The organism is Pandoraea communis, from assembly GCF_902459745.1.
Classification (GTDB): domain Bacteria; phylum Pseudomonadota; class Gammaproteobacteria; order Burkholderiales; family Burkholderiaceae; genus Pandoraea; species Pandoraea communis.
In genome coordinates this window covers 230,130-256,818 of the sequence record NZ_CABPSJ010000007.1, presented here as the reverse complement: position 1 = coordinate 256,818, position 26,689 = coordinate 230,130, and the positions used below count along the sequence as shown (strand labels likewise).

At 61.3% G+C, this 26,689-nt stretch carries 28 protein-coding genes; 20 read left to right on the top strand and 8 right to left on the bottom strand.

Going from position 1 to position 26,689, the window contains the following annotated elements:
* Positions 1-9 precede the first annotated feature (9 nt).
* Positions 10-1,317: an NRAMP family divalent metal transporter gene (locus tag PCO31110_RS22710; RefSeq protein WP_150691444.1), complete on the top strand. Its 1,308-nt coding sequence runs from the start codon at positions 10-12 to the stop codon at positions 1,315-1,317.
* Between the two features lie 51 nt (positions 1,318-1,368).
* Here the strand turns inward: PCO31110_RS22710 and PCO31110_RS22705 are convergent, their stop codons facing one another.
* A complete protein-coding gene (locus PCO31110_RS22705) occupies positions 1,369-2,196 on the bottom strand; it encodes a universal stress protein (protein WP_036662836.1) in 828 nt (275 codons plus the stop codon).
* Between the two features lie 374 nt (positions 2,197-2,570).
* On the opposite strand from PCO31110_RS22705, the gene PCO31110_RS22700 reads away from it, so the two are divergent.
* Genes PCO31110_RS22700 through PCO31110_RS25795 form a run of 3 tightly spaced genes read left to right on the top strand, consistent with a single transcriptional unit; the run spans position 2,571 to position 4,270 of the window.
* Positions 2,571-3,224, top strand: a complete 654-nt coding sequence (locus PCO31110_RS22700) for a BON domain-containing protein (protein WP_010804214.1) — start codon at positions 2,571-2,573, stop codon at positions 3,222-3,224.
* A gap of 60 nt (positions 3,225-3,284) precedes the next feature.
* Positions 3,285-3,758 carry a pyridoxamine 5'-phosphate oxidase family protein gene (locus PCO31110_RS22695; protein ID WP_150691443.1) on the top strand — a complete coding sequence of 158 codons (474 nt, stop codon included), beginning with the start codon at positions 3,285-3,287 and terminating at the stop codon, positions 3,756-3,758.
* A gap of 50 nt (positions 3,759-3,808) precedes the next feature.
* Entirely contained in the window at positions 3,809-4,270 is a 462-nt protein-coding gene (locus PCO31110_RS25795; protein ID WP_010804216.1) for a universal stress protein, read from the top strand.
* 26 nt (positions 4,271-4,296) lie between these two features.
* Here the strand turns inward: PCO31110_RS25795 and PCO31110_RS22685 are convergent, their stop codons facing one another.
* A complete protein-coding gene (locus tag PCO31110_RS22685) occupies positions 4,297-5,256 on the bottom strand; it encodes a universal stress protein (protein ID WP_150691442.1) in 960 nt (319 codons plus the stop codon).
* A 170-nt stretch (positions 5,257-5,426) separates the two neighbouring features.
* On the opposite strand from PCO31110_RS22685, the gene PCO31110_RS22680 reads away from it, so the two are divergent.
* The 9 genes from PCO31110_RS22680 to PCO31110_RS22645 all read left to right on the top strand — a co-directional run bounded on the left by PCO31110_RS22680 (position 5,427) and on the right by PCO31110_RS22645 (position 12,699).
* The gene (locus PCO31110_RS22680; protein ID WP_010804218.1) at positions 5,427-6,677 is read left to right on the top strand and encodes an MgtC/SapB family protein; all 1,251 of its coding nucleotides are present in this window, start codon (positions 5,427-5,429) and stop codon (positions 6,675-6,677) included.
* 159 nt (positions 6,678-6,836) lie between these two features.
* Positions 6,837-7,265 carry an Hsp20/alpha crystallin family protein gene (locus PCO31110_RS22675; RefSeq protein WP_010804219.1) on the top strand — a complete coding sequence of 143 codons (429 nt, stop codon included), beginning with the start codon at positions 6,837-6,839 and terminating at the stop codon, positions 7,263-7,265.
* A 493-nt stretch (positions 7,266-7,758) separates the two neighbouring features.
* Complete coding sequence (locus tag PCO31110_RS22670) at positions 7,759-8,406, top strand: response regulator (protein WP_010804220.1); 648 nt, start codon at positions 7,759-7,761, stop codon at positions 8,404-8,406.
* A 249-nt stretch (positions 8,407-8,655) separates the two neighbouring features.
* Positions 8,656-9,030: an ElaB/YgaM/YqjD family protein gene (locus PCO31110_RS22665; protein ID WP_036662838.1), complete on the top strand. Its 375-nt coding sequence runs from the start codon at positions 8,656-8,658 to the stop codon at positions 9,028-9,030.
* Positions 9,031-9,044: 14 nt separating this feature from the next.
* Complete coding sequence (locus tag PCO31110_RS25790; protein WP_168162914.1) at positions 9,045-9,221, top strand: hypothetical protein; 177 nt, start codon at positions 9,045-9,047, stop codon at positions 9,219-9,221.
* On the top strand, positions 9,218-10,027 hold the full coding sequence (locus PCO31110_RS22660) for a polysaccharide deacetylase family protein (protein WP_246189942.1): 810 nt from the start codon (positions 9,218-9,220) through the stop codon (positions 10,025-10,027). The genes PCO31110_RS25790 and PCO31110_RS22660 overlap by 4 nt, the downstream gene beginning before the upstream one ends.
* Complete coding sequence (locus PCO31110_RS22655; protein WP_150691441.1) at positions 10,020-11,288, top strand: putative glycoside hydrolase; 1,269 nt, start codon at positions 10,020-10,022, stop codon at positions 11,286-11,288. Before PCO31110_RS22660 ends, PCO31110_RS22655 begins: the two co-directional genes overlap by 8 nt.
* A gap of 202 nt (positions 11,289-11,490) precedes the next feature.
* Positions 11,491-11,994, top strand: a complete 504-nt coding sequence (locus PCO31110_RS22650) for a BCAM0308 family protein (protein WP_036662840.1) — start codon at positions 11,491-11,493, stop codon at positions 11,992-11,994.
* Positions 11,995-12,045: 51 nt separating this feature from the next.
* Positions 12,046-12,699 (top strand): nitroreductase family protein, encoded by a 654-nt coding sequence (locus tag PCO31110_RS22645; RefSeq protein ID WP_150691440.1) that lies wholly within the window; start codon positions 12,046-12,048, stop codon positions 12,697-12,699.
* A gap of 96 nt (positions 12,700-12,795) precedes the next feature.
* Here the strand turns inward: PCO31110_RS22645 and PCO31110_RS22640 are convergent, their stop codons facing one another.
* Together PCO31110_RS22640 and PCO31110_RS22635 are read right to left on the bottom strand one after the other, a co-directional pair.
* Positions 12,796-13,425, bottom strand: a complete 630-nt coding sequence (locus tag PCO31110_RS22640; protein ID WP_150691439.1) for a rhomboid family intramembrane serine protease — start codon at positions 13,423-13,425, stop codon at positions 12,796-12,798.
* 18 nt (positions 13,426-13,443) lie between these two features.
* A complete protein-coding gene (locus PCO31110_RS22635) occupies positions 13,444-13,788 on the bottom strand; it encodes a hypothetical protein (protein WP_150691438.1) in 345 nt (114 codons plus the stop codon).
* A gap of 354 nt (positions 13,789-14,142) precedes the next feature.
* Here PCO31110_RS22635 and PCO31110_RS22630 point away from each other — a divergent pair, with 354 nt between their 5' ends.
* The gene (locus tag PCO31110_RS22630; RefSeq protein WP_010804228.1) at positions 14,143-14,607 is read left to right on the top strand and encodes a CBS domain-containing protein; all 465 of its coding nucleotides are present in this window, start codon (positions 14,143-14,145) and stop codon (positions 14,605-14,607) included.
* Between the two features lie 166 nt (positions 14,608-14,773).
* A complete protein-coding gene (locus PCO31110_RS22625; protein WP_150691437.1) occupies positions 14,774-15,403 on the top strand; it encodes a phosphoribosyltransferase in 630 nt (209 codons plus the stop codon).
* Between the two features lie 12 nt (positions 15,404-15,415).
* Here the strand turns inward: PCO31110_RS22625 and PCO31110_RS22620 are convergent, their stop codons facing one another.
* The 4 genes from PCO31110_RS22620 to PCO31110_RS22605 all read right to left on the bottom strand — a co-directional run bounded on the left by PCO31110_RS22620 (position 15,416) and on the right by PCO31110_RS22605 (position 18,779).
* Positions 15,416-16,156 carry an ABC transporter permease gene (locus PCO31110_RS22620; protein ID WP_246189941.1) on the bottom strand — a complete coding sequence of 247 codons (741 nt, stop codon included), beginning with the start codon at positions 16,154-16,156 and terminating at the stop codon, positions 15,416-15,418.
* A gap of 33 nt (positions 16,157-16,189) precedes the next feature.
* Positions 16,190-17,020, bottom strand: a complete 831-nt coding sequence (locus tag PCO31110_RS22615) for an ATP-binding cassette domain-containing protein (RefSeq protein ID WP_150691436.1) — start codon at positions 17,018-17,020, stop codon at positions 16,190-16,192.
* A gap of 131 nt (positions 17,021-17,151) precedes the next feature.
* Complete coding sequence (locus tag PCO31110_RS22610; RefSeq protein ID WP_010804232.1) at positions 17,152-17,622, bottom strand: carboxypeptidase-like regulatory domain-containing protein; 471 nt, start codon at positions 17,620-17,622, stop codon at positions 17,152-17,154.
* A 194-nt stretch (positions 17,623-17,816) separates the two neighbouring features.
* Positions 17,817-18,779 (bottom strand): LysR family transcriptional regulator, encoded by a 963-nt coding sequence (locus tag PCO31110_RS22605; protein WP_174979709.1) that lies wholly within the window; start codon positions 18,777-18,779, stop codon positions 17,817-17,819.
* A gap of 246 nt (positions 18,780-19,025) precedes the next feature.
* Between PCO31110_RS22605 and PCO31110_RS22600 the strand changes: the two genes are divergently transcribed.
* The 5 genes from PCO31110_RS22600 to PCO31110_RS22580 all read left to right on the top strand — a co-directional run bounded on the left by PCO31110_RS22600 (position 19,026) and on the right by PCO31110_RS22580 (position 26,657).
* Positions 19,026-20,105: a porin gene (locus PCO31110_RS22600; protein ID WP_010804234.1), complete on the top strand. Its 1,080-nt coding sequence runs from the start codon at positions 19,026-19,028 to the stop codon at positions 20,103-20,105.
* A gap of 66 nt (positions 20,106-20,171) precedes the next feature.
* A complete protein-coding gene (locus PCO31110_RS22595) occupies positions 20,172-21,395 on the top strand; it encodes a M20 aminoacylase family protein (RefSeq protein WP_150691434.1) in 1,224 nt (407 codons plus the stop codon).
* A complete protein-coding gene (locus tag PCO31110_RS22590; RefSeq protein WP_150691433.1) occupies positions 21,392-22,708 on the top strand; it encodes an MFS transporter in 1,317 nt (438 codons plus the stop codon). The genes PCO31110_RS22595 and PCO31110_RS22590 overlap by 4 nt, the downstream gene beginning before the upstream one ends.
* A 358-nt stretch (positions 22,709-23,066) precedes the next feature.
* Positions 23,067-23,942, top strand: a complete 876-nt coding sequence (locus PCO31110_RS22585; RefSeq protein ID WP_150691432.1) for a lipid A biosynthesis lauroyl acyltransferase — start codon at positions 23,067-23,069, stop codon at positions 23,940-23,942.
* A gap of 576 nt (positions 23,943-24,518) precedes the next feature.
* Positions 24,519-26,657 (top strand): TonB-dependent receptor, encoded by a 2,139-nt coding sequence (locus PCO31110_RS22580; RefSeq protein ID WP_246189940.1) that lies wholly within the window; start codon positions 24,519-24,521, stop codon positions 26,655-26,657.
* Positions 26,658-26,689: the final 32 nt, after the last annotated feature.

The following is a 26,689-nucleotide window of genomic DNA, read 5'->3' as shown; positions in this document are numbered from 1 at the left end:
GAGGCCGGAATGGGGGTTGAGCTGCGCGACGAACGCTCATTGACCGTACTCCAGGCACTGCGCAAGCGGCTGCGCGAACACCCGCTTGCGCGGGTGGGACCAGGGCTCATTACAGGCGTTGCCGACGACGATCCGAGCGGCGTCGTGACGTACGCTCAAGCGGGCGCACAGTACGGCTTCAACATGCTCTGGACGATGCCGCTCGCGTTCCCGCTGATGGGTGCCATGCAATTGGTCTGTGCGCGTATCGGCCGAGTGACGGGCAAAGGACTTGCCGAGAACATCGGAACGGCATTTCCCCCCGTGGTTCTGCGGGCCGTGATCGTATTGCTGCTCGTCGCAAACACACTCAACATTGCGGCCGATCTGGCGGCCATGGGGGAAGTCGCCGAGCTGGTCAGTGGCGCGGATCGTCATTGGATGACCATCGCGTTTGCCCTCGGCACATTACTCTTGCAGGTATTTGTGCCGTACCACCGGTATGTCGTATTCCTGAAGTGGCTGACGGTATCCCTGCTGGCGTACGCTGCCGTTCTGATTACGGTGCAGGTGCCGTGGCGTCTGGTCGCGCTGCGCACCGTGTGGCCCGAATTCAGTATCGACGCCTCCAGCGCTGCGGTGGTGGTCGGCGTGTTTGGCACGACCATCAGCCCGTACCTCTTTTTCTGGCAGACATCGGAAGAGGTGGAGGAGATGGAAAGAACCCCCGGCGCGGTGCCGTTGATCAACGACCAGAGCGCCGCACGGGTTGAACTCAGACGAATTGGCTGGGACACCTGGACGGGCATGTTCTATTCGGACATCACGGCTTACTTTGTCATGCTCTCGACGGCCGTCACCCTCCATGCGGCAGGGATTCACAGTATCGAGACGGCAGCCCAGGCCGCCGATACGTTGCGGCCGCTGGCGGGCGATCTGGCGTATGTGCTCTTCAGCGTCGGCATCGTGAGCGTCGGGTTGATTGGCGTGCCCGTGCTGGCGGGCTCCGGCGCGTATGCGCTCTCGGAGGCAATGCACTGGAACGAGGGGCTCGAGCGCACGCCCCGCAGCGCGCTTGGCTTTTACGGAATCATTACGCTCAGCATGCTGGCGGCCACCGCCATTCAGTATTCCCCCATCAACCCGATGAAAGCCCTGTTCTGGAGTGCCGTCATCAATGGGGTGGTGGCGGTTCCGCTGATGGCCGTGGTGCTGCTTCTGGCAACCCGCAAGTCGGTGATGGGAAGGTTTACTGCGAGTTGGCCGATTCTTGCGCTGGGGTGGATCGCCACCGGCGTCATGTGCGCGGCAGCCGTCGTCATGCTGTTTGCGCGCTAAGGGAACACCGCAGCCCCCGAAGCGGCTGCAGTGCGAATCCATCGGACCGGGTCAGTGAGAGAGCAGTACGGGGGTGGTCATGTGCTTGAGCACCGTCCGGGTTGCGCCGCCGAAGACGCGTTCACGCGACGGCCCGTGTCCATAGGCGCCCATGACAAGCAAGTCGGCCTCGTGCTCCTCTGACACCGCGAGCAACTGAACGCCGTCACTTGCTTCGGTATCTTGTCTCACCGATACGGCCTTTGCGCGCAACCCATGGCTCTCCATCAGCCGCACGACGTCGGCGAGCGAAGGGTCGTCGCCGGCCGGCGCGCGGTTGATGCCCACGACGAAAATGTCCTGGGCACGCCCCAGCAGTTGCCAGGCATCGCCAATGGCGCGACGTGCCTCACGCGAGCCGTTCCACGCGACCACGATGCGTCGAATTTCACGCGGCAAGGTGACATTGTGGGGGAGTCCCAGTAGCGGAACGCCCGCCGACACAATGATGTCTCCGATGCCGTCGACACCCAGCGCGGCAACGCCGCCCGGTGCATCGGGCTGGCCGACAACGCAAAGGTCGGTGGCTTTGGCGAAGTTCGACAGAATGGTTGTCGGGGCGCCGAACGGCGCGTGCCAGTCTCCGGTGACATCGTGTTCGGCACAGACTTCCCTGAAAAGATGTTCGGCCGCGTGCAAGGCCGCCTGAGAGCGCCCCTCCGTCTGATAGCGAGTCCCGGACGATTCGGGTTGTCCGGCATGCACGGCGCCAGGCCGATGCGGCAGATAGATGCCGGCGAGGCTGGCATCGTGCTGACGAGCGAGCAGCCCGCTGAAGCGCAACCGCGCGGCACTCGTCGCAGTGTCATCCACATGGACGCAAATTCTCCGTAGGCTCATTTTGTTCCTCCTTGCGTAGGGCACGTAGCCGTTCGCCCTTGACAGCGCAGATTCCCGCACGGGCGTGTTTTTGTTATACGTCTGTAATCACGTCACAGCGGGTGCACTCACGACATCTCGTTGATGCGAATCAATGTCCGGAGAGTCGATGACCGGCGACAGCTCTCTGAAGGGCGTTGTTCGCTGTCGTCGGGACTACGAATGCCGCATTGCGCGACAGGCGCTTCGCCGGGGCGAATTGACGCTGGTCAAGCGACGGCAGGAGAACCCGGCAATACACCGCGCACAGGGCTAAGGTGAAGGCGTATATCGCGGTACGGGCGTCGCCGACGTGTCATATCGCGTGAATCGGCACCACGGCTCGGAGAAACCCCATGAAGACGGATTCCCAATTGCAGCGCGATGTGATGGACGAACTCGCGCGCGACACCAGCATTCATGCCAATGAGATTGGCGTGGAAGTTCAGGACGGCATCGTCACGCTATCAGGCAATGTGGCGAGTTTTCTTGAAAAGTGCGAGGCGGAGCGCGTCGCCGCACGCGTCGCCGGCGCACGCGCGATCGTTGTGTCGTTGGAGGTCTTGCCAACGTCGAAGGACCGGCACACGGACGCCGATATCGCGAAAGCGGCGCTCGCCGTCCTGAAGTGGCACGCCGGGCTGCCGGTGGACAGCATGCACGTCAAGGTGGAGAGCGGCTGGGTCACGATCGAGGGAAGCGTCGAATCCTATACGCAGCGCGTACTCGCTGAAAATGCCGTTCGCACGTTGCGAGGCGTGAGGGGCGTCATCAACGACATCAAGGTGCAGGACAGTCCCCGCCGTTCGGAAGTCGTCGGCCATATTGCCGCGGCGCTGGCTCGACAGGCGCTGCGCGAGGCCCACCACATCGAAATCTCCCTGTTGGGTAACGGCGAAGTGCTCCTGACGGGCAAAGTTCATTCTCTGGCCGAGAAAGAGGCAATCCGAGGCGCAGCCATGACGACGCATGGCGTATGCGCGGTCGTGGACCGGATGACTGTCGAGTGAGCGAGCGGGGCGCTGGCGGCGCCATCGCTGTGAGCCGGAGCGACACATAGGAGGCCCCTGATGAACGCAATACTGGAAGCCGTCATGCTGGACATTCTCGACGGTTGCAGAGAGTTATCGCTCGCCACGCTGATGGCAGACGGGAATACTCAGTCGGACGTCGTGTGTTTCGTTCATCATGGACTCGACATCTACTTCGCCACCGGACGCGACAGCCGCAAGATAGCGAATATCGAGCGCAATGCGCAGGTGTCCTTCTGCCTCTACAAACCCTACACGAAATGGCCCGAAATCAAAGGGCTGTCTGGCCACGCGTTTGCAGAAATTCTGTCGGACGAATCCGCCGAGCGCTCACTCGCAATCCGGCTACTCGACGCACGCTTTCCGGACGCATGGACACGAGTGCCGGAACATGGATCGAGCAGAACAACGGTTGTAAAGCTGGAGTCGTGGGCCATCAAGGTGCTGGATTACAGCCGTGGGTTCGGTCATATCGACATCGTCACGATCCCGTCAAAACGCCACAGAGAATAGCGGCTTCGTCATTGGCCGGCTTACCTCGTAGCGAAGCGCGTGGAGGCAATATGTATCACAACATTATGGTGGCCTTTGATGGCAGCGAGCCATCGAAGACGGCTCTGGTTCATGCGGCAAAGCTCGCCCGGGCGCTGGGGGCGAGCCTGCGCGTTGCCTATGTCGAAGTGGACCCTGCGCTTTACTTCCCGTTGATGGCTGCGGCGCTGCCGTCGGTTGCCGAAGTTCGGAACGTGCAGAGTGCCGAGACGCTGGCCGTGCGGGAAGCGGCGTTGAACCTATTGGCCCGTGAGGGAGTTGCCGCCGGCTTCCTGGCGCTTCCGCTTGTGGACAGCCACATGCATATCGCGGATCGGTTGCTTTCCGAAGCGAAGCGTGTCGGGGCGGATCTCGTGGTTACCGGAACGCATGGCCGCCGGGGGCTCGCTCGCCTCACGCTCGGGAGTGAGGCCAATCGCGTGCTTCAACATGCGGATCTGCCGGTGCTCGTTGTCAAGTCGGCCTGCCCGTAGCGGGCCTGGCAACACCCGACACCCGGTCAGCCCGCCCCATTGACGACCAGCAACGGGCGATCGATCACCCGGGCGACGCGTTCGTTCTCATGTCCGTTGAACCACGAGGACAACCCTTCGCGATCCTGTGCGCCAATGACAACGAGATCGGCCTCCCATTCGCGCGTCTCCCGAACAATCGCTGCCGCCACATCCTCGGTCATGCCTGTGTGCGATAACCGACGCTCAATCGTCGCGTTCGGGGCTTGCGCCGACATGAGTGCCGTGGCTGAATCCAGTGCGCGCTCGCCTCTGGACATGCCGGACGATGGCGATCGCGAAGACTCCTTCAGATCAGACAAGTCCACGCCCCGGCCTTCCACATAGACGGCCAGCAACTGCGCGTGCGCGGGGGCGAACCGCATACCGGTGCGCACCGCATTCATTGAGGCGTCGCTGCCGTCCACTGCGAACAATATCCGGCAAGGCAGATGCAATGACGATTCGATCGCGCGCTCGGGAATCACGAGAATTGCGCGATGTGTGTGTTCTGCGAGAACGCCAGAGACCCGGGTGGTCAACGTGGCAAAGCGCCCATCGGCCGGCTCCGCGCCCACGACGACGAGGTCGGCATTCCATTCATTGGAGACCCTGCCGATACCCGCAGATATGTCCCGATTCCCCAGCGCGCGGCCAAGAAGGCGGTGATGGACCGACGCGCCACTGCGTTGCAATGCCACTTTCGCGCGCTCCAGGGCGAGAAGCTCGTCTTCCTGCAGTTCATTGAACGCCTGGCGCATATCCGCCGGCGTTCGCGAGTGCGGCGTGAGGAAGGCTGCGGGATCCTCGAAAAACCCCAAAACCAGCACCTGAGTTTCGTGCGTGCAAAGGCGCGTCGTGTAGGCAACCGCATTCTGCGACGCGCCGGCGGGATCGACGGCCACAAGGATTCGCCGGAAAGGCTCGCGAATACCATGCGGCGACAACAATTGTGAGACAGGTTCCATGATTGATGCCGCATCTCGGATGCGCCCCTTGGCCACGAACAATTGACAGCATAAGCCCTCGTGGCGCGAGCCCCTTGCGTTCGGTCAATATCCGGCCGCACCTAGGTTCGGCATCCGACCTCTGTCGCCTATGCTAGCCCTTATCCCCACTGGTAATGGACAGGCATACCATGACCGAACCCGTGCTCGACCTCCTGCCTTATGCAACCGCATTGGCTGCCGGCTTGCTGATTGGCGCTGAACGGGAACGGCGCAAAGGCACCACGCGCGAACGCGCCGCTGCGGGCATCCGGACGTTTGCACTGACCTCGGTTCTCGGGGCGGTGGCCATGTCTTCCGGGGGCGTCTGGCTGCTGATCGCCGTCGTTCTCGCGCTTTGCGCACTGTTGACGGCTGCGTATATGCGCCCTCATGACGATCCCGGGATTACCACGGAGATCGGGTTGATCCTGACGCTGCTCCTCGGCGCGACGGCACAGCGCAACCCCGCATTGAGCATTGCGATCGCCGTGGCGGTTGCATGCGTGATGCAGGTGCGTTTTCACTTGCATCACCTCGTCACCCGCATGGTGACGGAAGCGGAACTGCAAGACATGCTCGTGCTTGCAGTGGCAGCGCTTGTGATTCTGCCGATACTTCCCGACCGGGCGATCGACACCTTTTACTCGCTCAATCCTTACACGATCTGGCGATTCACGGTCGTGATGCTGTCGATAGCCGTCATCGGACATTTTGCACAACGAGCGCTCGGGCCCAGCGCCGGGCTTCCAGTCACGGGGTTTGTCTCGGGGTTTGCCTCGAGCATCGCAACGATCAGCGCGATGGGTTCGCACGTCAAGCGTAATCCCGAACTGCTACTCGCTGCCGCAGCGGGCGCCGTGCTCTCCACCATTGCCACGATGATTCAGCTCGGCATCGTGATCGGAACCATCTTCCCGAGCGTTCTGATCGATCTGGCGCTGCCTCTTGGCGCGGGCGCAAGCATGGCGCTAGCGTACGCACTGTGGGCGCTATGGCGGGCGAGCCGGCAGGCAACACCACAAACCGTTCACGTGGGCGGCGGCATCGACATGAGGTCGGCGTTGGTGCTGACGGCGAGCGTGTCGCTCGTCATGCTCGCGTCGGGAGTGCTTTCCCGTTGGTTCGGCAATGCCGGTTTGCTGGCCGTGGCGATGGCGGGCGGCCTCGCGGATGCCCACTCCGTCGCGGCGAGCGTCACCTCGCTGGCGGAGCAGGGGCGGTTAAGCGCTGCCGGCGCAGCGCTGCCAATACTTGCGGGTGCCTCGACGAACGCCTTCTCCAAGGGGGTTGTGGCGCTGCTCTCCGGCGGGCCCCGCTTCGCGAAGATCGTGGTCCCGGGGCTTGTCCTCGTGATGGGCGCGGTCTGGCTAGGTTATGTCTTTTCGCCCGCATACCGATGACCGGGAACGAAGTCCTCTCTTGATGTCAGTCAATCCGCCGATTCGGCCCGCTTATAGATTAGATAACGTGCGAACCGGATCGGAACGAAAACGACCTCTCGTCAGGCGCTGTTCCTTGAGCCTGGACCGCACTTAGGCATTCAACCTTCGGAGTCAGTCATGGCAAACATTACCCGATTCGATCCATTGAGTTTCGATGAGCCCTTTGAGAATCTCATTCGCAATGCGTTTTGGCGTCCCTTGGCGCTGGAAAGCTCCAAGCGCATGCAAATCAAGCTGGACGTCGAAGAAGACGACAAGCAATTTACGGTGCGCGCCGATATGCCTGGTGTCAGCAAGGAAAACATCAAGGTTGCCGTAGACGGAAATCAGGTTTCCATCAGCGCTCATGTGAGCACGGCGACGGAAAAGAAAGATAACGGGAACTTCGTGCACCGCGAGCGCTATGAAGGCGATATGTATCGCAGCTTTACGCTATCGCAAACCGTCGACAAGGACAAAGCCCAAGCGAATTATCGCGATGGCGTTCTCGAACTTGTGCTCCCAAAGCGGACTGACAGCGGTCAACGGGAGTTGACCATTCAGTAAGTCCTTTTTGTTGGGGAAAAGTGTTTGGGGGAGGGGGGCTTTCCCCCCTCACGCGTTCCAATGCCGCTCCGCGCCAGCGATTGTCGACTTTCATTCGACAATGATCGCCTTCCTCCGAAATCGCTTCAGATCGCCTGATTATGCATGCAGTGGCCGAAATATTATTTAAATCGGATCGCGCCACGCCATGCAATAGATCCGCCGATTGGAAGGTTCTCTCTCATCTTTTCGGTTGATTTACGCATCAATACCAGACACGTTACATGGTTAAGGACGTACAGTGAGAGCACGGCGTCGCTGTGGCGCTCGGCGAACGTGTTGGCACAGTATTAGTGCGTGGCTTGCGCTTGACGACTGCCGATCTATAGTTGGCGTATGGGCAGGTGCCCCCGATACGGATTGGTCACGTCATTTCTCTACCGAGTCAAAAACCTCACCACACCGCTTCAATTGCAATTGCTGTTGCAGTTGGCGATCGAGTTGGAGACAAGAAATGACACGCGTCATGATCGCTGACGATCACGCCGTTGTTCGCGACGGCATCAAGCACATCCTGGAAGGGGCCGGCACGTTTGACGTCGTCGGTGAGGCGGCGGACGGCGCTCAAATTCCTTCGTTAGTTCGAGATTGTTCCCCAAACGTGCTGCTACTCGATTTGTCGATGCCGGGCAGGAACGGATTGGAATTGATCCGGATACTGCGGGACGCGCATCCGGGTTTGCGCGTATTGGTATTGACTATGCACTCCGAGGAGCAATACATCGTTCGGGCTTTCCAAGCGGGGGCGGCAGGATATCTGACCAAGGAGAGCGCGGCCGAAGAACTCGTAACAGCACTCGAGCATGTGGCACGCGGCGGCACGTATGTCAGCCATTCGATTGCGGGAAAGTTGGCGTCGAGCTTTCGCACCGATTGCGGCGACGCGCCTCACCGGCGCCTCTCCAGCCGCGAACTGGAGGTCTATCATCGCCTGGTCCGCGGAGAAACGCTCACCGTCATTGCCGATGCTCTGTGTGTGAGTCCCAAAACGATTAGCACCTACAAGATGCGCATCATGGAGAAAATGCAGATATCCGGTGATGTGCAACTTGTGCACTATGCACTTCGCAACCAGATCTTCGAAGAAGGCAAAAGTCCGTGACAATGCGCCGGCACGATCAAGTTTTCAGCGCACACTTGATCGGCTTCCTCGCTGGGCGTGTGCAACGCTTCCCATGACAAGCCATTCTGGCGTGCTGCAATCTACGCGGCCTGACGGCAACGCGCGAACGTGAACGCAATTTGTTCCATGTCATGTCGCGTCTACGTCGTATGTCTATATTGAACTTGATGCCCGCGCCCAGACAGGGCGCGAGCTTGAGTCCACTGTTGGCGTCGACCGGAGCGAAAAATGAATGACATCCCTACGGAACGTATGAATCACCGGCAGACACTGATCCACGATGCGGACGCGCTGTTGGCGGACGTGAAGGCGCTACTGAAAGACCTCGCAGATGAAGCCAATCTCGAGGTCGGCGAAGCCACTCCCGCGCTGAACACTCGGCTTCAGCAACTTACCGCGCGTCTGGACACACTGCGAAAGGCCGGTACGAAAAGCGTTTCGGAGTTGGCGCAGAGCACCGATCACTACGTGCATGACCACCCTTGGCGGAGTGTTCTCGCAGCGGCATCCGTCGCCGCTGCTGCGGCAACGGCGGGCGCCATTGTGGCGCCCATGATTGCCCGGCGCCGGCGTCAGGCCGAAGATACTGAATTGCGCTTGTGAGGGGGAGGGAGAGGATGGCCTCCGTCACAGCGCCGCGATCGACAACACTGATGGCGCCGCACGACGAGAAGGCGCAGCGCGTGCGGACGTTGATGCCTGCTGTAGATTCGCCCCTCGATCAGTTCGCACAGCGGCGTGCGGCGTACCGGTATCGTCACGAGCCGTTGTTCCTGACGGGAAGTGAAAAGTGAGTTTTCGCCGGTGCGATAAGGGCCGGCGGGCACTCACCGTGCTTGTCATCACGCTGATACTGTTGGTGCAACCGGCCGACGTGTACGCGCAATCGTCTTCGCATGACGTCTTGATCCTCGTCTATCATCGCTTTTCGGCGCGCGAGACGGATTCCACTACGGTGCGCCCGCAAACTTTCCTCGCGCAGATCAGTTTCTTCGAGGAGAACGGCTTTCGGATCGTGCCATTGTCCGATGTGCTCGCATGGCATGCTGGCGTGCAGGACAATCTGCCGCCACGCGCGCTCGCCCTGACGGTGGACGACGGCCATCGATCGGTGTATGAGGTGCTGTGGCCGATGCTGAAGGCTCACCCCGTGCCCATCACGCTGTTTATCTACCCGTCTGCCACTTCCAATGCTTCGTACGCGATGAAATGGGACGAATTGCGCACACTGGCGGGGACCGGGTTCTTCGACGTTCAGTCTCACACTTACTGGCACCCGAATTTCAAGACAGAGCGAAAGCGTCTGACGCCAGAGGCATATTCTCGCTTCGCTCACGACCAATTGCACCCGTCCCGTCAGCGGCTCGAGTCGGAATTGAAACACCCCGTCCGCTTGTTGGCATGGCCGTTCGGCATCTACGATCGGCAACTGGAGGATATCGCTCGCGACGAGGGGTACACCAACGGCTTCTCGCTCGATGCGCGGCCAGTCACCCCAAGGGAGAATCCGATGGCGCTGCCTCGGTATCTCATGACGCAGCGCTGCGCCACCGCGTGCCTGCGTGGCATGCTGCGCGACGCACAAAACCATCATGATTAAACGATTGATATTCTGGGGGCCATTGCTGCTGTGGTTTCCCCTGTTGACTTCGGCCTCAGCCGGCAACATTAGCGCGACCGTCATTGACTCATCGACCGGACAGCCGATCGCGGGCGCGACCATCGTCAGTGCAGATCATGTGTGGGTCAGCGCCCGCGACGGATCGTTTCCACAGCCGGAAGCAGAGGGAGATGGTGCCACGGCAATCTCGGTGAAAGCGCCGGGATATGCGAGGGTGGAAGCGTCGATCGTCAGAGGCAAGCCGGTAACGGTCGCCATGCCCCCCAGCTGCCCCAAAGCGGTCTACCTTTCCGCCTACGGCATCGCCAGCCGCACGTTGCGCGACGCTGCGGTTGCCCTCTCCGGGCACACCGCAATCAACGCACTCGTCATCGACATCAAAGGCGATCGCGGCATAGCCCCCTATCGAAGCGCTGCACGCGAGCGCATTGGCGCCCAAGCCCATGTCAGCGCGCACCCCCCCAGGGTGGAAAACCTCCCGGCCTTGCTTAAATCGCTTCATGATCGCGGCCTATATCTCATTGCCCGAATCGTGGTGTTCAAGGACGACCCTTTGGCAGCGGCGCATCCCGAGTGGGCGGTGCGCGACAGCGATGGCAGTGTCTGGCGCGACCGGGAACACCTCAGGTGGATCGATCCGACGATTTCCGCTGCATGGTCGACCCATCTTGATGTGGCAGAGGAAGCCGCGCGCATGGGTTTCGACGAGATTCAATTCGACTATCTCCGATTCCCCGACGCGCCGGGGCTGCAATTTCACGAGGCAAATACGGCCGAACACCGGATCGGCGCCATCACCGGATTCCTTGCCGCTGCCCGCGAGCGGCTTGTCCGATACAACGTCTACGTCTCTGCCGACATCTTTGGCTATGTCTGCTGGAATCTGAACGACACGGACATTGGCCAGCAGTTGGAAACCCTCGGCGACCTCGTCGACTACATTTCCCCGATGTTGTACCCGTCGGGATTTAGCCGGGGACTTCCAGGGTGCGGACGGCCGACGGAACATCCAGGGGAAATCGTGTCTCGCTCATTGGAAGAGGCCATCCGGCGGTCCGGGTTGCCCGGTGTGCGATTCCGGCCCTGGTTACAAGGGTTTCGCGACTACGCTTTCGATCGCCGGGCCTTCGGCGCCACTGAGATTCGAGCACAAATCGAGGCCGCAGAGTCAGCGCAGACCGATGGCTGGATGCTGTGGAATCCGCGGAATCAGTACGATCCGGCCACGCTGCCCCGTTAGTGCCTGATGGCGTGCTCAGGGGCGGCACGATGTCGAATGCGGCACAATTTGATCTACGCCAAATCGCGTTGGTCATCATCGTCTACTGTTGAACATGTAGCGAGTCAGTCTGATGAGCAACAGCATTGTTGCCGTGCGTGCCCCTCGCTCACATGCCGTGTATTCGACGCAAGCCTGCACCAGCATATCCAGGAGTTACACCATGAAAGTCAGAGCCCGGTCAGCCATGGTTCGGCCCGCGAGGTGGGACCACCTTCCCGATGCGCACGTTCCGGACAGCTACAAGCAACCTCATGCGGCGCCCGCATTGGCGACGTGTCCCGTCTGCCATGCGGTTTTCCTGCGCGGGCACTGGCAATGGCGTGTGGCACCACCCGACGCGGCCTCGCTCACATGTTCCGCGTGCCACCGCAGTGCCGATGGTGTACCAGCCGCCCGCATCGCTTTGGAAGGGGAGTTCGAGGCAGCGCATCGCGCGGAGATTCTGGGGCTGGTGCGCAATCGGGCGCAGCGGTTGCATCGGGAGCACCCCATGGAGCGCGTGATGGCCATCACGTCCGATGAGACGGGCACCGCCATCACGACGACCGGCATGCACATCGCGCGGGACATCGGCACCGCGATTCATCATGCCTATGGGGGTAAGATCGACTTCAATTACGGGCACGCAGAAGCAGAACTGCGCGTGCGCTGGCATCGGCCCTGACCCGTGAATGCCCTGCGCCGGATTCGGCGCGCTCCAGCGAGGATTCAGACAATGAACGAAGCTCACCATCCCCCGTACGACATCATACCGGGCACGCCAACGGCGCCTGCCGCGATCGGATCGCCGGCCATCATCGATCTTCCGCCTCCGGACCTCAAGGGGAGCACCCCGTTGATGATTGCACTCGCACGGCGCCAAAGCCTGCGGGAATTCGCGCAGACGTCGCTGTCGCGCCAGCAACTCAGCGACATTCTATGGGCTGCGGACGGCATCAATCGCGCGGACACCGGGGGGCGCACCGCACCGTCTGCGCACGGCGTGAACGAAATCGACGTTTACGCCGCGCTGCCCGAGGGGGTGTACCGGTACGAGCCCGTGTCGCACAAGTTGCGTCTCAAACATGCTGTCGACGCAAGAAATCTCACGGGCTATCAGGACTTTGTCGGCAAAGCGCCGCTCGATCTGGTGTATGTCGTGAATCATGCGCGCGCAGACCAACTCCCGCAGTCACAGCGCGACTCGTTCGCAGGCGTGGCTATCGGCGCCATTGCGCAAAACGTCTCGCTCTATTGCGCGGCGGCCGGACTGGCATGTGTCGTGCGCGGCTGGTTGAATCATCGGTTGCTTGCCAACGCCATGTCGCTGAACGAGGACGAAATCCCGGTGCTTGCCCAAACGATCGGGCACTCGGTCATCTCGCCTTGAATGGCGGCGCGTCAGGCCTTCAGACCTGATTAGGTCACGCCACCCGACTCGCACAGCCGCCGGCCAGCGTCCAGGACATCGTGGCCGTAGGCTGTCTCACCACTCGGCTCGCTGCTCAGGCTTGTGGCGCCGCCAATACAGCATGAGCATGGCGCTCCCCAGCATTCCCCCCAGGTGGGCGAAATGCGCCACACCGTTAAGCGATCCGGAAACGCCCATCGCCAGCTCGGCAACACCATAGAGCGTGGCGAACAGCCAGGCCGGTATGGGGATTGGCGGGATGAGGAGAACGACCGTTCGCCGTGGGAACAGCGCCGCAAACCCGAGCAGCAATCCGAATACCCCGCCTGATGCGCCCACCGTCGGGTATGGCGAGGGAAATATGAACGACGTGACGATCAGTTGCGTGAGCCCCGCGCTAACGACGCTGCCGACATACAGCATCAACAAGCGTGCGGAGCCGAGTTCGCTTTCGATGTCCCGCCCGAAGAGATAGAGGCCCCACATGTTGAATGCGAGATGAACCCATCCAGAGTGAAGCAGGCTATAGGTCAACAATTGCCATACGTGGAATTGCGAGGGCGCGTAGGGCGAAAGGGAGGCGGCTGCCGCAGCCGGTGAAATAGGAGCTAGTGGCCAAAGCGCCAACGCGTTCACGGACGCATCTCCTACAGCGAGTTGGAGCAGGAATGCGACAACATTCACGAGAACGATGAGCTGCGTCATGGCGGTTCTGCCCGACGGTTAATGGAGGGTTTGGGGACAAGCAACGAGTCCCGTGGCCGCGAAGCCACCGTTGAATTCGGGAAGTGTCATCCCGTCGATGACGCGGCGCGCATAGCTGATGGCGCACCGTAATGCGCGGTGCGGGTCTGAATCCAGTCGATCGCTCAATGTGATCTGTATCACAACGGCGTCCTGCGACGGCGTTTCGCGAAAGCCGTCGTTACCCTTCACGCTGATGCTACGCAGGACGGCGACGGGTATGTATCGCCGCTCTCCGCTTGGCACCGTATACCCGCCCAGTCCTGCGAGCTTTGCCTGGGCCTCGATAATGAATTCCTTGTAGTGTTGCCGCAACGAAGACATGGAAACTCCCGTATCAGCTTGAGATATTGAGCGCAGGTCCGACGCAACGACTCGCACGCGCGATGTCTCACATTTATAGACCCATAGGCGGCTTACGCCATGACCCAAGTCAACTCGCACTGCCTCGGACAAGAGTGAGGCAGTACAAATCCCGCTCTCAGGCTTCTTTCCAGCCCGTTGGCGACCTGCATTCGCGCATGAATCGCCCCGTCGCGCTGGATGTCGCATGTAACGGGGCGTTGACTTGCGACAACACAACTTTGCGAATGAATGCCAAGCTTGAACTGTCGATCAGACGGGCGATGCCGTGATTTCCGGATGACGCCGGCCAACACTGAATTCAGGAGAAACGGAATGAAGATCGAAGACATCTATTCGCGTCAGCCGGTACATATTCCATGCTCATGCACATTGCAGGACGCGGCGGTTCAGATGCGCGACAAGCATGTCGGCGCGTTGATCGTCACCGAAGCCACCCCGGTCGGCGCGCGCGCAATCGGCATGTTGACGGATCGCGATATCGCTGTAGACGCGACCGCCTCCGGCCATGATCCCTGCGAAACGGCCGTGGCCGACGTGATGACGCCGGGCCTGATCTCGATTGGCACTCAAGATAGCGTGAGCGACGCGATGCAATCCATGCTCTCACATGGGGTCCGGCGTCTGGCCGTGCTCGATGGCGGCACCTTGGTGGGCGTTGTTTCGCTCGACGACATCCTGGGGGCACTGGCAGAAGACTGGAATATGCTCGCGACACTGATTCGCAACGAACAAGCACGCGAGCGTGCGGGCCATGTGCAGCCTGGGTTGATCGTCTGAGCCTATGCCGAAAGTGCCGCACTGTGTCTGCTAACGTCATCGGTTTGCATCATGCCGTGGGACGCCGATCGCTTTCCGGACTCGATGAAACATCTTTCGCCTCTCGGGCGTCGGAAGGGCATCGAGATCGCCAACGGTTAAACACAGCAAGCCGAGGAGAAGGTCAATGCGTCAATTCTTCGATCGGGCGGACGCCGGGCGTCAGCTAGCCAGGGCGCTGAGTCATTACGCCGGAAAGTTCCCATTGATCCTTGGGGTTCCGCGCGGCGGCGTGCCCATCGCGGCCGTCGTTGCAGATGTGTTGGGCGGTGATCTGGACGTTGTTCTGGTTCGAAAACTGAGAGCGCCGGGAAATCCAGAGCTCGCCATTGGCGCCGTGGACGAAAGCGGACGGACCTTTCTGACGCCATATGCCCGGATGGGAAACGTGGAGAGCGCCTATATCCAGCATGAGCGGGCAGCGCAGCTCGAAACGCTACGGTGGAGACGGGCTTGTCTCACGCCGGGGCGCAGAAGCATTGACGCCCGTGGCCGGGTGGTCATTGTCGTCGATGACGGGGTCGCCACCGGGGCATCCATGATCGCGGCGTTGCAGGCCGTGCGACAGTGTGAGCCGGCGCGTCTGGTGTGCGCCGTGCCCGTCGCCCCCCAAGACGCCGTACATGAGCTTGCCTCGTACGCGGACGAAGTGGTGTGCCTGAACAGCCCCGCCGAATTTGGCGCGGTGGGCGAATTTTATCGGAGCTTTGCCCAGGTTAGCGATGACGAGGTGCTCGCATGCCTGCATGTCGGCTGACTCGATGCGCCGTCAGGTAGCGAGGTTCGGATACAGGCGCGCGCCGACGATCAGCAACACGGCGAACACGGCGATCATGACCCCGAAGCTGGTGGTCAGCGGGTAGTGGCTTACGCCGCCGACGATCATGCCGCTTCGCAGTGTGTCGACCAGGTAGGTCAGCGGATTCATCGCCGCAAGCACCTTCAGCCACGGGGGCATCAGATCCAGTGGATAAATGGCGTTCGAGGCAAAAAACAGCGGCATCGTGAGGACTTGCCCGATTCCCATGAAGCGCTCGCGCGTCTTCACCAGACAGGCGATCACCAAGGAAAACGTGGAAAAAATGCACGCCCCGATACATACGCTGCAAATCACCATGACGATCGCCAATGGCTCAAGCCGAACCGCGACGTGCAACGCGGCGGCAATGAGGTAGACGACCAGTGCCTGAACCAGTGCACGCAGCGTGGCGGCGAGCGCTTTGCCGAATACCAACGCGGTGCGATGCGCGGGCGTGACAAGTAGCTTGTGCACGATGCCGAGATCGCGCTCCCAGATGACGGCGATGCCGTAGAAAATCGAAGAAAAGAGGATGCTCTGCGCTAGAATTCCCGGCGCCATGTAGTCCAGATACCGCAGCTGCCCCGTTGGAATGCCGCGCACGGTACTGAATACCTGACCGAATACCACTAGCCACAACACAGGCTGAATCGCTCGCGAGAGCAGTTCGGTGGGATCACGCCGCAGTTTTCTCACTTCAGCGTCTGCCACGGCAAGACTTTCATATAGCGCGCTGAACATTGGTTACCCCAGTCGTTGAATGGTGCCGCGACTTTCGCGGATGTTTCGATAGCTCCCGCCGTGTTCGATGACCACACCGCTGAAGTGGGCGAAGACGTCGTTCAGATCGGCGTTGGGCCCGAGCGCAGCCTTGAGTTCGCTGGGACGTCCAACCGCCGCCATGCGCCCCTCGTGGAGAATCGCCAGGCGGTCGCAAAGGACGTCGGCTTCTTCCATGTCGTGCGTTGTCATCAGAACGGTGACCTGGTGGTCGGCGCGGAGCTGCTCGAGGCGCTCCCAGACGGTTTTACGTGCGACGGGGTCCAGACCGATCGTCGGCTCATCGAGGAACAGAACTTCCGGGTGATGCAGCGTGGCCTGCGCAATCTCAAGGCGTCGAATCATGCCGCCGGAGTACGTCCGTACGAGGTGATCGGCCGAATTGAGCAAGCCGGCAAACGCAAGTGCCTCATGCACCCGATCGACACGCAACTGCCCGAAAATGCCGTGCAAGCGAGCCGACAGCGTCAGGTTCTCCCGGGCCGTGAGCGCACCGTCGGCGGACAGCAACTGCGGCACATAGCCGATCCGGCGACGCACCTCGACGGGGGACGTCGTCACATCGAAGCCCGCGACTTCGGCGCCTCCAGAGCTTGCACGGAGCAGCGTCGTGAGGATCTTGATCGTTGTGCTTTTGCCTGCACCATTCGGGCCGAGCAAACCGAATATCTGACCTTTGGCCACCGTAAGGGACAGGTCGTCAAGCGCAACGAGATCGCCGAATCGCCTGCAAAGCCGGCGCGTGACGATCGCCGGCGGCTCAGATTGAGGATGCGGGTCGTGAAGGTCATTCATGCAATATCGTCCCTAAACGGAGCCAACTTCAGTAGCAGTCACGGGAGCGCAGGTGCCCAATTATCGTCGGGATCCTAGGTGTGCATAGACGTCGCGCACAGGGGCCTGCCTTTGGGGAAACGCCGTCACGTTCAGGGACGAGGTTTCCGGCAGCCCTTGCAGAGTTTCATGACGCCCGGATAGTCGGGGGCATCCCAGGAAAAGTTCAGGTTCACACCGCCACGTGCGGGCACTTGAACCTTCCGGTATTCCGACATTCGGGGTGTTTGTGCCGAAACCCGGTAGAAACCGGCAGGAAGCCGTACGAAGAGGAACGGCCCCTCGGTCCGAACGGCAAGGACCGTCCGCCCACCGGCATCGGCGATCATGACATCCACGTCCGAAAGATAGTTTCCCGCCTTCGACGCGAACGTCATGCGAAGGTTGTATTTCGAGGCCGCTGCGCGAAACTCTTTGACCTCATCTTCACCTATGCCTCCCGTGATGTACGAGATGCCGGGTTGCTTTTCCGGCTGAGATGCCGGTGCGGCTGACGCTCCACCGGCCATCCATAAGCTGGCGAGCAGGGGCAACATCAAGGAAAAGCGGGCGCACTTGAACATGACTATCCTCCACAGGAGGCCGCCCCCTCGCTAGGGAGCGCGGCCGGAATTGGCGTGGCGGCGAACTGCGGAGTCGTTGCACAGGAAGTGCATACCAATCACTCGGCCGCGCGGTTCGTCCTCACCTCCAGCATGGTCTCTTGGAGGCGGTTGGACGTTGACCGATGTCAAGGGCTTGCGCAGGGGCCGACGGATCAGATATCCGCCGGTTCCACCATGCTGAAGATGCGGCGGGCCGGACCGTCGGGGGAGGCCGCCAATTCCCGTGCTACTCGCCAGAACGTTTCCAGAAACGCCAGCGCCGGGCCTTGCAGCGGCTCATAGCGGCGGGTAATCAGGCATGTCGTGCTTTCGTCGGTAATCGCATCGAAATCGAGTGCGACGAAGCGGTCGCGCATGTCCGGTGTCTCGATCAACGGCCAGGGTACGGCAGTGAGCATGTCGGTCGAGCGCACGATGGCCAGCGCTGCGTTGACGGACCGTGCGAAGTGGCACCGCTGCACGGCCTCGTCGCGCTGGTTTTCCACCAACGCCCGAATGGCCTGCGCCGTGCGCTCCATCGACCGGCTAAGCAGCCAGTCGTAGCCGGCCAGGTCGGCAATCGTGCGGGCGTTCGCCGCAGGATGCCCTGGGCGACAGACCACCGCGAACGAATACGTATAGATCGGCCGGATTTCCAACGCGCGTTCCTGCCCCACGTCAGGGCTCGGGCCGAACGCGAAATCCAACTGGCCGTTGCGTACGGCCGGATAGTCGCCACCGAGGTGTTCGGCGATGTCGAGTTGGACGTCCGGACGTTGTTCCCGGAACGCGCGCACGACGGCCGGAATTACCCCATGCATCAACCAGGGGGTGACAGACATGCGAATCGTGCCCCCGCGTTTGGCGGCCCCTCGCACCACATCTTCGCTCGCTCGGCTCAGTTGTCCGAGGATCAACCGGGCGTGCGAGAGCAGGGAGGTGCCGGAAGGCGTGAGCGCCACACCATCCGCGCGCCGCTCCATCAGCACCACGTCCATCGATTGCTCCAGTTCCCGCAATGCCTTGCTGACAGCGGTCGGTGACCGTCCGAGCCGACTCGCGGCCGTACGCACGCTGCCGTGATCGGCCACGGCCACGAGACATTCGAGTTGATGCAGTTTCAGATCGGAGGACATGATTCGCGCATAGGGGGCAAGGGCATCCAAGGGGCCGGGACCGGGTCGGACGAGTCCGAGCCGTGACATTGAATCATCGACTGGCATGGCATGGGCGTCAACCTGCGGTTGACACGAAAATTTGGCGTTGCCTATCCGATGCAAATCGACGTGGCTACCATGCGTCGAAATTTCATGAGCCGGACATAAACGTTTTACAAACAAGGCCGCCGTCGACGGCCAATAAGGCATACGCATAGGAGCCCAATGAGCCAAACCCCCATCCACGCCATCGCACGCGGCTCGCATCGCCGCACCGCCGGTACCGCTCTGACTGGTGTTGCCGCCGGTACGCTGCTGGCCATCGTCAGCACCGCCGCGCAGGCTGACGTGCAGTTGTATGGCGCCGTCGACAACTACGTCAGCTACGACTCGGGCGGCAAGGGCAGCTCAACGCAGGTCGGCAGCGGCGCGGGCTCGACCTCGCGTTTCGGTTTCACGGGCACGGAAGATCTGGGCGGAGGTCTCGCGTCGGGCTTCCGGCTGGAATCGGGCTTTAACGCCAACAATGGCACGCTGCAATCGACCAATACCCTCTTCAACCGGGAAGCCAACGTGTGGCTGATCTCGCGCCAGTACGGCATGCTCAAGCTCGGCCGTCAGTTCCCGACGATCTTCCCGCTATCGTCGCAGGTCGATCCGTATGCCCTGACCAAGTTGTCGCTGATGGCCAACCTGGCCTATGGCACGTCGGATCTGGGCGGTAACGCGACGGCCATCGATTCGCGCGTGGCCAATGCCGTGAGCTACACCACGCCGGACATGAACGGCTTCTCCGGGCAGGCGCTGTACGGCTTCAGTACGGCCACCGCGAGCGGCGCGCCAGCGCACTACACCGGTTACCTCGCGCAGTACGAAGGCCAGCGCCTATATGCCGGCCTGTCATACAACGTGGTGCGCAACGAACTGTCGCAAGCCACGGACCACTATGGCGCGGGCCTGTCGTACAAGATTGGCGGCACCACGCTGTCGCTGGCCTACAACCGCATCGTGCCGAGCGTCGCATCGGGTCGCATCGCCACCACGTATCTGGTGGGCGCCACCGTGCCCGTCGGCCCGCACGTGTTCAAGCTGTCGGTGCTGGAGCGCTTGATTGCCGGGGGCGGCAACCATGCGTTCGGCGCCCTGGGCGGCTACGACTATCAGTTGTCCAAGCGTACGGCCCTGTACGCGCGCATGGCCTGGATCGACAACGGCGGCGCGTCGGCGCTCACGCTCGATAACGCGCAGACCAGCGCCGGGCGAGACGTGTTCGTGACCGCGCTGGGCGTGACGCACCGCTTCTGATGTTCCGTTGTTCAAGGCGAACGCACCGCGCGTTCGCCTTCTTGTCATTTTTGAATTGGAGACACGATGCCCCACGACACCTCTGAGTACGCCTTTCCGGCGGTGATCGAGGCCGACATCCCGGCCGACATTCTCGAACACGACGCCAGCATGCGTGCGCTGCGTCATCAGATTCACGCGCATCCGGAACTCGCTTACGAAGAGTTTCAGACGAGCGATCTGGTGGCAGACAAGCTCACGGAATGGGGCTATACCGTCTCGCGCGGCATCGGGGGCACCGGTCTGGTCGGCACCCTCAAGGTGGGCGATAGCCCGCGCACCTTGGGCATTCGTGCAGACATGGACGCGCTGCCGATCCTGGAAGCGACCGGCAAGGCTTACGCCAGCCGGCATACCGGCAAAATGCACGCCTGCGGCCACGACGGTCACACGGCAACGCTGCTGGCGGCGGCCCGCCATCTGGCGAAGACGCGCGATTTCGACGGCACGCTGCATCTGATTTTTCAGCCGGCGGAAGAGGGGCTGGCCGGTGCGAAGAAGATGATCGAAGACGGTTTGTTCAAGCGCTTCCCGTGCGACGCCGTGTTCGCGTATCACAATATGCCGGGCTTCCCGGTCGGCAAGATCGGTTTTCGCGCCGGGCCGGCGATGGCGTCCTCGGATACGGTCATCATTCGGGTGCACGGTCGCGGCGGTCACGGTTCGATGCCGAATGCCAGCGTCGATGCGGTGCTGGTGGCATCGCACATCGTGGTGGCGCTCCAATCGATCGTGTCGCGCAACGTCGATCCGCGTCGCATGGCGGTGGTGACAGTCGGCGCGATTCACGGCGGCGACGCGCCCAACGTGATTCCAGACACCGTCGAGCTGCGCCTGTCCGTGCGTGCGCACACGCCGCAGGTGCGAGAGCAGTTGCGCGAGCGCATCGTCGAGTTGGTGAATGCGCAGGCTGCCGTGTTCGGCGCGCGTGCCGAGATCGACTACCGCTGGCGCTATCCGGCGCTGATCAACGACGCCGGGATGACCGAGTTCGCGCGTCAGGTGGCGCTGGACTGGCTGGGCCCGCAGGGCCTGATGGAAGACTTCGAACCGCTCACCGGCAGTGAAGACTTTTCATTCATGTTGGAGAAGTGCGCGGGTAGCTACCTCATCATCGGTAATGGAGAAGGCGAGGGCGGCTGCATGGTGCACAACCCGCATTACGATTTCAACGATGCGCTGCTGCCGATCGGCGCAACGTACTGGACGCGTCTGGTCGAGCGTTTCCTGAGTCTGGAGAACAAGGCATGACGACGCGTCTCGATACTACTGCGGCACAGACCGCGCCGGTCAAGGCGAGCGTGCGTCCGGCGTCGCTCACGAAGAAGATCGTTGCCATTACGGTTGGCAACGGCCTGGAGTTCTTCGATTTCGCCATATACACGTACTTTGCGACCGTGCTTGGCAAGTTGTTTTTCCCCGCAGCCACGCCGTTCACGCAGTTGCTGCTGTCGCTGGCGACGTTCGGTGTGGGCTTCGTGGTGCGTCCGCTGGGCGGCATCGTGATCGGCAGCTATGCCGATCGTCATGGCCGCAAGGCTGCCATGACGCTGACGCTGTGGCTGATGGCTGCAGGCTCGGCGGTTTTCGTGGTGGTGCCGACATATGCGCAGATAGGCATGGCGGCACCGATGTTGCTGATCGCCGGCCGTCTGGTGCAGGGGTTTGCCGTGGGTGGGGAAGTGGGCGCATCCACGTCGATGCTGCTCGAATACGCGAACGCCAACAATCGTGGCCTGTTCGCAAGCTGGCAGTTGTTCAGCCAGGCGTTCTCCACACTGCTTGGTTCGCTGGTGGGGCTGGTGCTGAGCGCGTCGCTGTCGCACGAGCAGTTGCTCGCATGGGGTTGGCGCGTGCCGTTTCTGATCGGTTTGGCGCTGATACCGCTAGGCACCTATATCCGCAAGCATCTGGACGAGACGCATGAAGTCGAGCCAGCCAAACGCGGTGCGCGCAGCCCGGCGGCACAGGTGCTGGGCGAGCATCGCCGTGCGCTGGTACTGGGCATTCTGATGACGGCCGGTGCGACCTCGTCGAACTATATCTCTCTGCACTACTTGACCAACTATGGCGTGGGCGTGCTCAAGCTGTCGTTGTCGAGCGGGCTGTGGGCATCGTTCGTGGCAGGCGGTTTGCAGATGGCTCTGGCTGCGGCCGCCGGTATTGCCAGCGACCGTTGGGGGCGCAAGCGCGTGGTGACGATTGCTCGTGTGGTTCTGCTGGCATCGATCGTGCCGGCATTCGTCTGGCTGACGGCGGCGCCCGATACAGCGCGTCTGCTGGTCGTGGCGGCGGTGCTAACAATTCCGACCGTGTTCATCTCGGTGACGACGGTGACGATGATTACCGAGGTATTCCCGCGTCATATTCGTGCGACGGGTCTGGCGATCGTCTACGGCGTGGGCGTTTCGGTGTTCGGCGGGTTTGCGCAGTTCATCGCGACGTGGCTGATTGCCGCGACCGGCTCCAAGCTGGCCCCGGCGGGCTACGTGATCGTCATCAGCCTGATTTCGCTGGTGGCGGCGCTCAAGAGCCGCGAGATGTCGCGCGTGGCGCTCGACTGATGCGCTCGACCGTTCGACGGCAAGCACTGTAGGTCAAACGGTAACGCCGGCCTTTCCGGGCCGGCGTTGTGCTATCTACTGCAGGAAGCCGGAGGAGGGCGGATCGGACCGAGACCGGCGGCGGCACGCTCGACGATCGCTCATCTCAAGAATGTTAGGTTAGGTCGCGCTCAAACTACCTGTTACACTGTGTGAGTTCGCGAGTCGCCGCAGTCCGGGACATCACCACAACTTGTGTTGTGCGACACACGGTCAGTATCTCCAGCGAAGGCATTTCCACGAAGCGGTGACGAGCAAAACGGTCACCGGCCTGGCGTCTGAATTCGCTTCCCAACTCACCCCCCTTAGGGAACACGCCTTGAAACGCCTCAGCCTTGCGCTCATCGTGGCGTTGCTACGCGTATTTTCCGTACTTCCGTATTCATTTGTCGCCAGACTCGGGATGGTCGTCGGCACGGTCTTGTATGCGCTTCCGAGCCGCCGCAAGCATATCGTCCTCGTGAACCTGCGCCTTTGCTTTCCCGACAAGACCAGCCTCGAGCATCAGAAGCTTGCAAGAACCCACTTCCGACACGTTGTCCGCAGCTATCTCGAGCGGGGCATCCAGTGGTTTGGCAGCGCGCAGTCGATTCAGAATATCGTTCAGCTCGACAGCAAGATCGATCTCGACGACCCGGCCGCTCCGCCCACCATCTTCATGGGTTTTCACTTTGTAGGCATTGAGGTCGGGTGCATGCTCTATTCGACGCACCTTCCCGTTGCGTCGCTTTACACACGTATGTCCAGCGCGGGCCTATGCGATCTGGCGAAGCGGCAACGCGGCCGATTCGGCGCAGAAATGATCGAGCGCGCGACCAGTGCCAAGAAGATCGTGGGATTGCTGCGTTCCGGCAAACCGGTCATGATCGCGGCGGATATGGACCAGGGCGTCGACAACTCCGTTTTTGTCCCGTTCTTCGGGGTCCCCGCCTGCACACTCACGGCCGTTTCGCGTCTGGCCAGACTGGGCCGCGCACGGGTTGTGCCGTTCGTGACGGAGGTGCTCCCGAATTATCAAGGGTACAAGCTGACGATTTTCGATCCGCTCGCACACTTCCCGTCAGGAAACGACGAGGTCGACGCGCGACGCATGAATGCGTTCCTCGAGGAACAGATCGTCAAATTTCCCGAGCAGTACTACTGGGTGCACCGGCGCTTCAAGCACCGGCCATCGGGCGTGGCATCGGTGTATTGACCGCTTCGCCTGATCGATACCAACGAACGTGGCGCATTAATATTTATTAGAAAAATGCTACCGCGCGCTGGATATCGCCATCTTCTCCGCCAACGCTCAATCTGATGTTGGCAAAACACCACAGTCGCTGAGAAGTTACTTAGGAGTATTTACAGCTCGTTCGAAGCTGCCTACACTCCATTCAATTAATGAGAATTAATCTCATTATCAATAAAACCGAATCGTAGCCGAGTGCATGAGGCACTTGAGCCGCTGCATCTTTGCCGGAACACACGTATGTCTACCGCTTTCCAGGCGCGCCAGCGTCTGCGCGTCATTGCCTGCGCCCTGATGGCCACCGGCAGCATGCACCTTGCCCATCCGCCGTTCGCCTGAACTCGACCAGACGGCAGCCCCTGCCTTTAGCTCTTCTTCCTTGCCGGACTGTGCGTCGCCAACACGAGCTGCGCTGTCCGGCAGACAACTATTCTTCTACCAGTAGCGCGTGCCATGTCAGTACAAACGAAGCACTATGATGCAAAACGGCGAAATCACTTCCATGGAGGCGTTAAGGCACCCAAGCCTCACGTCCTTGCCATGGTCCTGGCCACCGCGTTTTCTTCAGGGGTGCTCGCGCAAGCTCCATTGGCGGCCGGTGCCGCACCGGCGGCTGATGGCTCGCCCAGTGACAGTCGACTGGCTGCGACGACGGTAAGTGCATCCGCGTTGAGCGATACGGCGCCAGCATCGGGCGGGCAGATCGCCAGGGGAGGGCGCGTGGGGATACTGGGCGACAAGAGCGCCATGGAGACGCCATTTTCGGTGACCAGCTACACGTCTGAGCGTATCGAAAATCAGCAAGCCGTCACCCTTGCAGAGGTCTTGAACTCGGACCCGTCAGTGCGATTCACCGGCCAAATCGGCGGCGTTACCGACTCCTTCTTTATTCGCGGCTTCCCGATCAACGAGGGGAATTTGTCAGAGGTCGCGTTCGACGGTGTGTATGGGGTGTCGCCGAACTATCACCTCTTTACCGAGTACATCGATCGCGTGGAAATACTGCGCGGCCCTGCCGCCTTGCTGTATGGCATGTCGCCTAACGGTGGCGTGGGAGGGGTGGTCAACATCGTGCCCAAACGAGCGTTGGCGAGGGATCTGACGCGGGTCACCGTGGACTACGCCACCAAGAGTCAAGCCGGCATTGCGGTCGACGTCAGCCGCCGGTTCGGTGACGAACGTCAGTGGGGCATTCGCTTTAATGACTTGCACCGCCAAGGCAGCACCGCACTGGACAATCAGTCCTCGCGTGCCGAAGTCGGCGCGCTGTCACTGGACTATCGCGGCACACGTCTGCGCGCCTCGCTTGACGTGATCGAGCAGTACCAATGGGTCGATGCGCCCACCCGGCCATTTCTCGTCGCCGCCGGGATTCAGGTACCGTCTGCGCCGAGCGGTGCGCGAAACGTGACGCAAAAATGGGGCTGGTGGAAGTCCAACGATATCTCGACACTGGCGCACGTTGAATACGACCTGTCGGATAACGTGACGGTGTTCGCCGATGCGGGCACTGCAAAATCCGACGTGGCGCGCCTTTCGGAACCCACACCGACCATTCTGGACACGTTCGGCAACACTTCGGCGACTCCGCAGAACTGGAAGTTTCAGGTCAACCGCACGACGCTGGATACCGGTGTGCGGGGAACCTTCCATACCGGCGACATCTCGCACGCCGTGACCGTGCAAGCGAACTATTACACCGACCGGGTCGCATCGGGTGCCAACGCCGGCACGGCCTTGCTATCGAATATCTACGCCCCGGTGGATAGGCCGGAGCAGTTCATCCGTGCCCCCACGCGCGTGCCGTTGGGGTCGACCTCTACGCTGTCGGGCGTTGCCCTGGCCGACACGATCGGGCTGTTCGCCGACAGATTGCAATTGACGCTTGGCGTGCGCGGCCAAGAGGTCCGCTCGAACAACTACAACGCTGTCTCCGGCGCCGTTTCGACGGCCTACGACAAGCGTGCCATCACGCCGCTGGCGGGCATTTTGTTCAAGGTAACGGAAGATGTTTCACTTTACGCCAACTATATTGAGGGTTTGAGTAAAGGCGATGTGGCCCCCACCACGGCGAGCAACGCGGGCGAGGTGTTTGCCCCGTACAAGACCAAGCAAAAGGAAGTGGGCGTCAAGGTCGCAATGGGCGGCGTGATTGCAACGCTCGCGGCATTCGAGATCACCAAACCGAGCGGTTCGCTCAGCAACTCCGTGTTTAGCGTCAACAGCGAGCAACGCAATCGCGGTCTGGAACTCACGATGGCGGGCGAGCCATACGCGGGGCTGCGCCTGATCGGTGGCCTCACCTGGCTGAACGCACAGTTGACCAAGACGCCGAATGCAGCAACACAAGGCAAACGCCCCGTCGGCGTGCCCCAGCTCATGGCGAATGCGGGTGTGGAGTGGGACGTGAAGTGGGTACCCGGCATGACACTGACCGGCGCACTGACGTACACCGCCGACGAGTATGTCAACCAGACCAACACCCAATCGGTGCCTTCCTGGACAACCGTCGACTTAGGGGTGCGATATAAGACGAAGCTTGTCGGCAAAAGCACGACGTTCCGCGTTGGTGTGAACAACGTGTTCGATCGTCATTACTGGTCCGGTGTGGCGTCATACGGAACCCTGTCTCTGGGAGCGCCGCGCACACTCTACGCCTCGGCTGCCGTGGACTTCTGATCCGGCTCGTGACGCTGAGTGCTGCCGAAGTC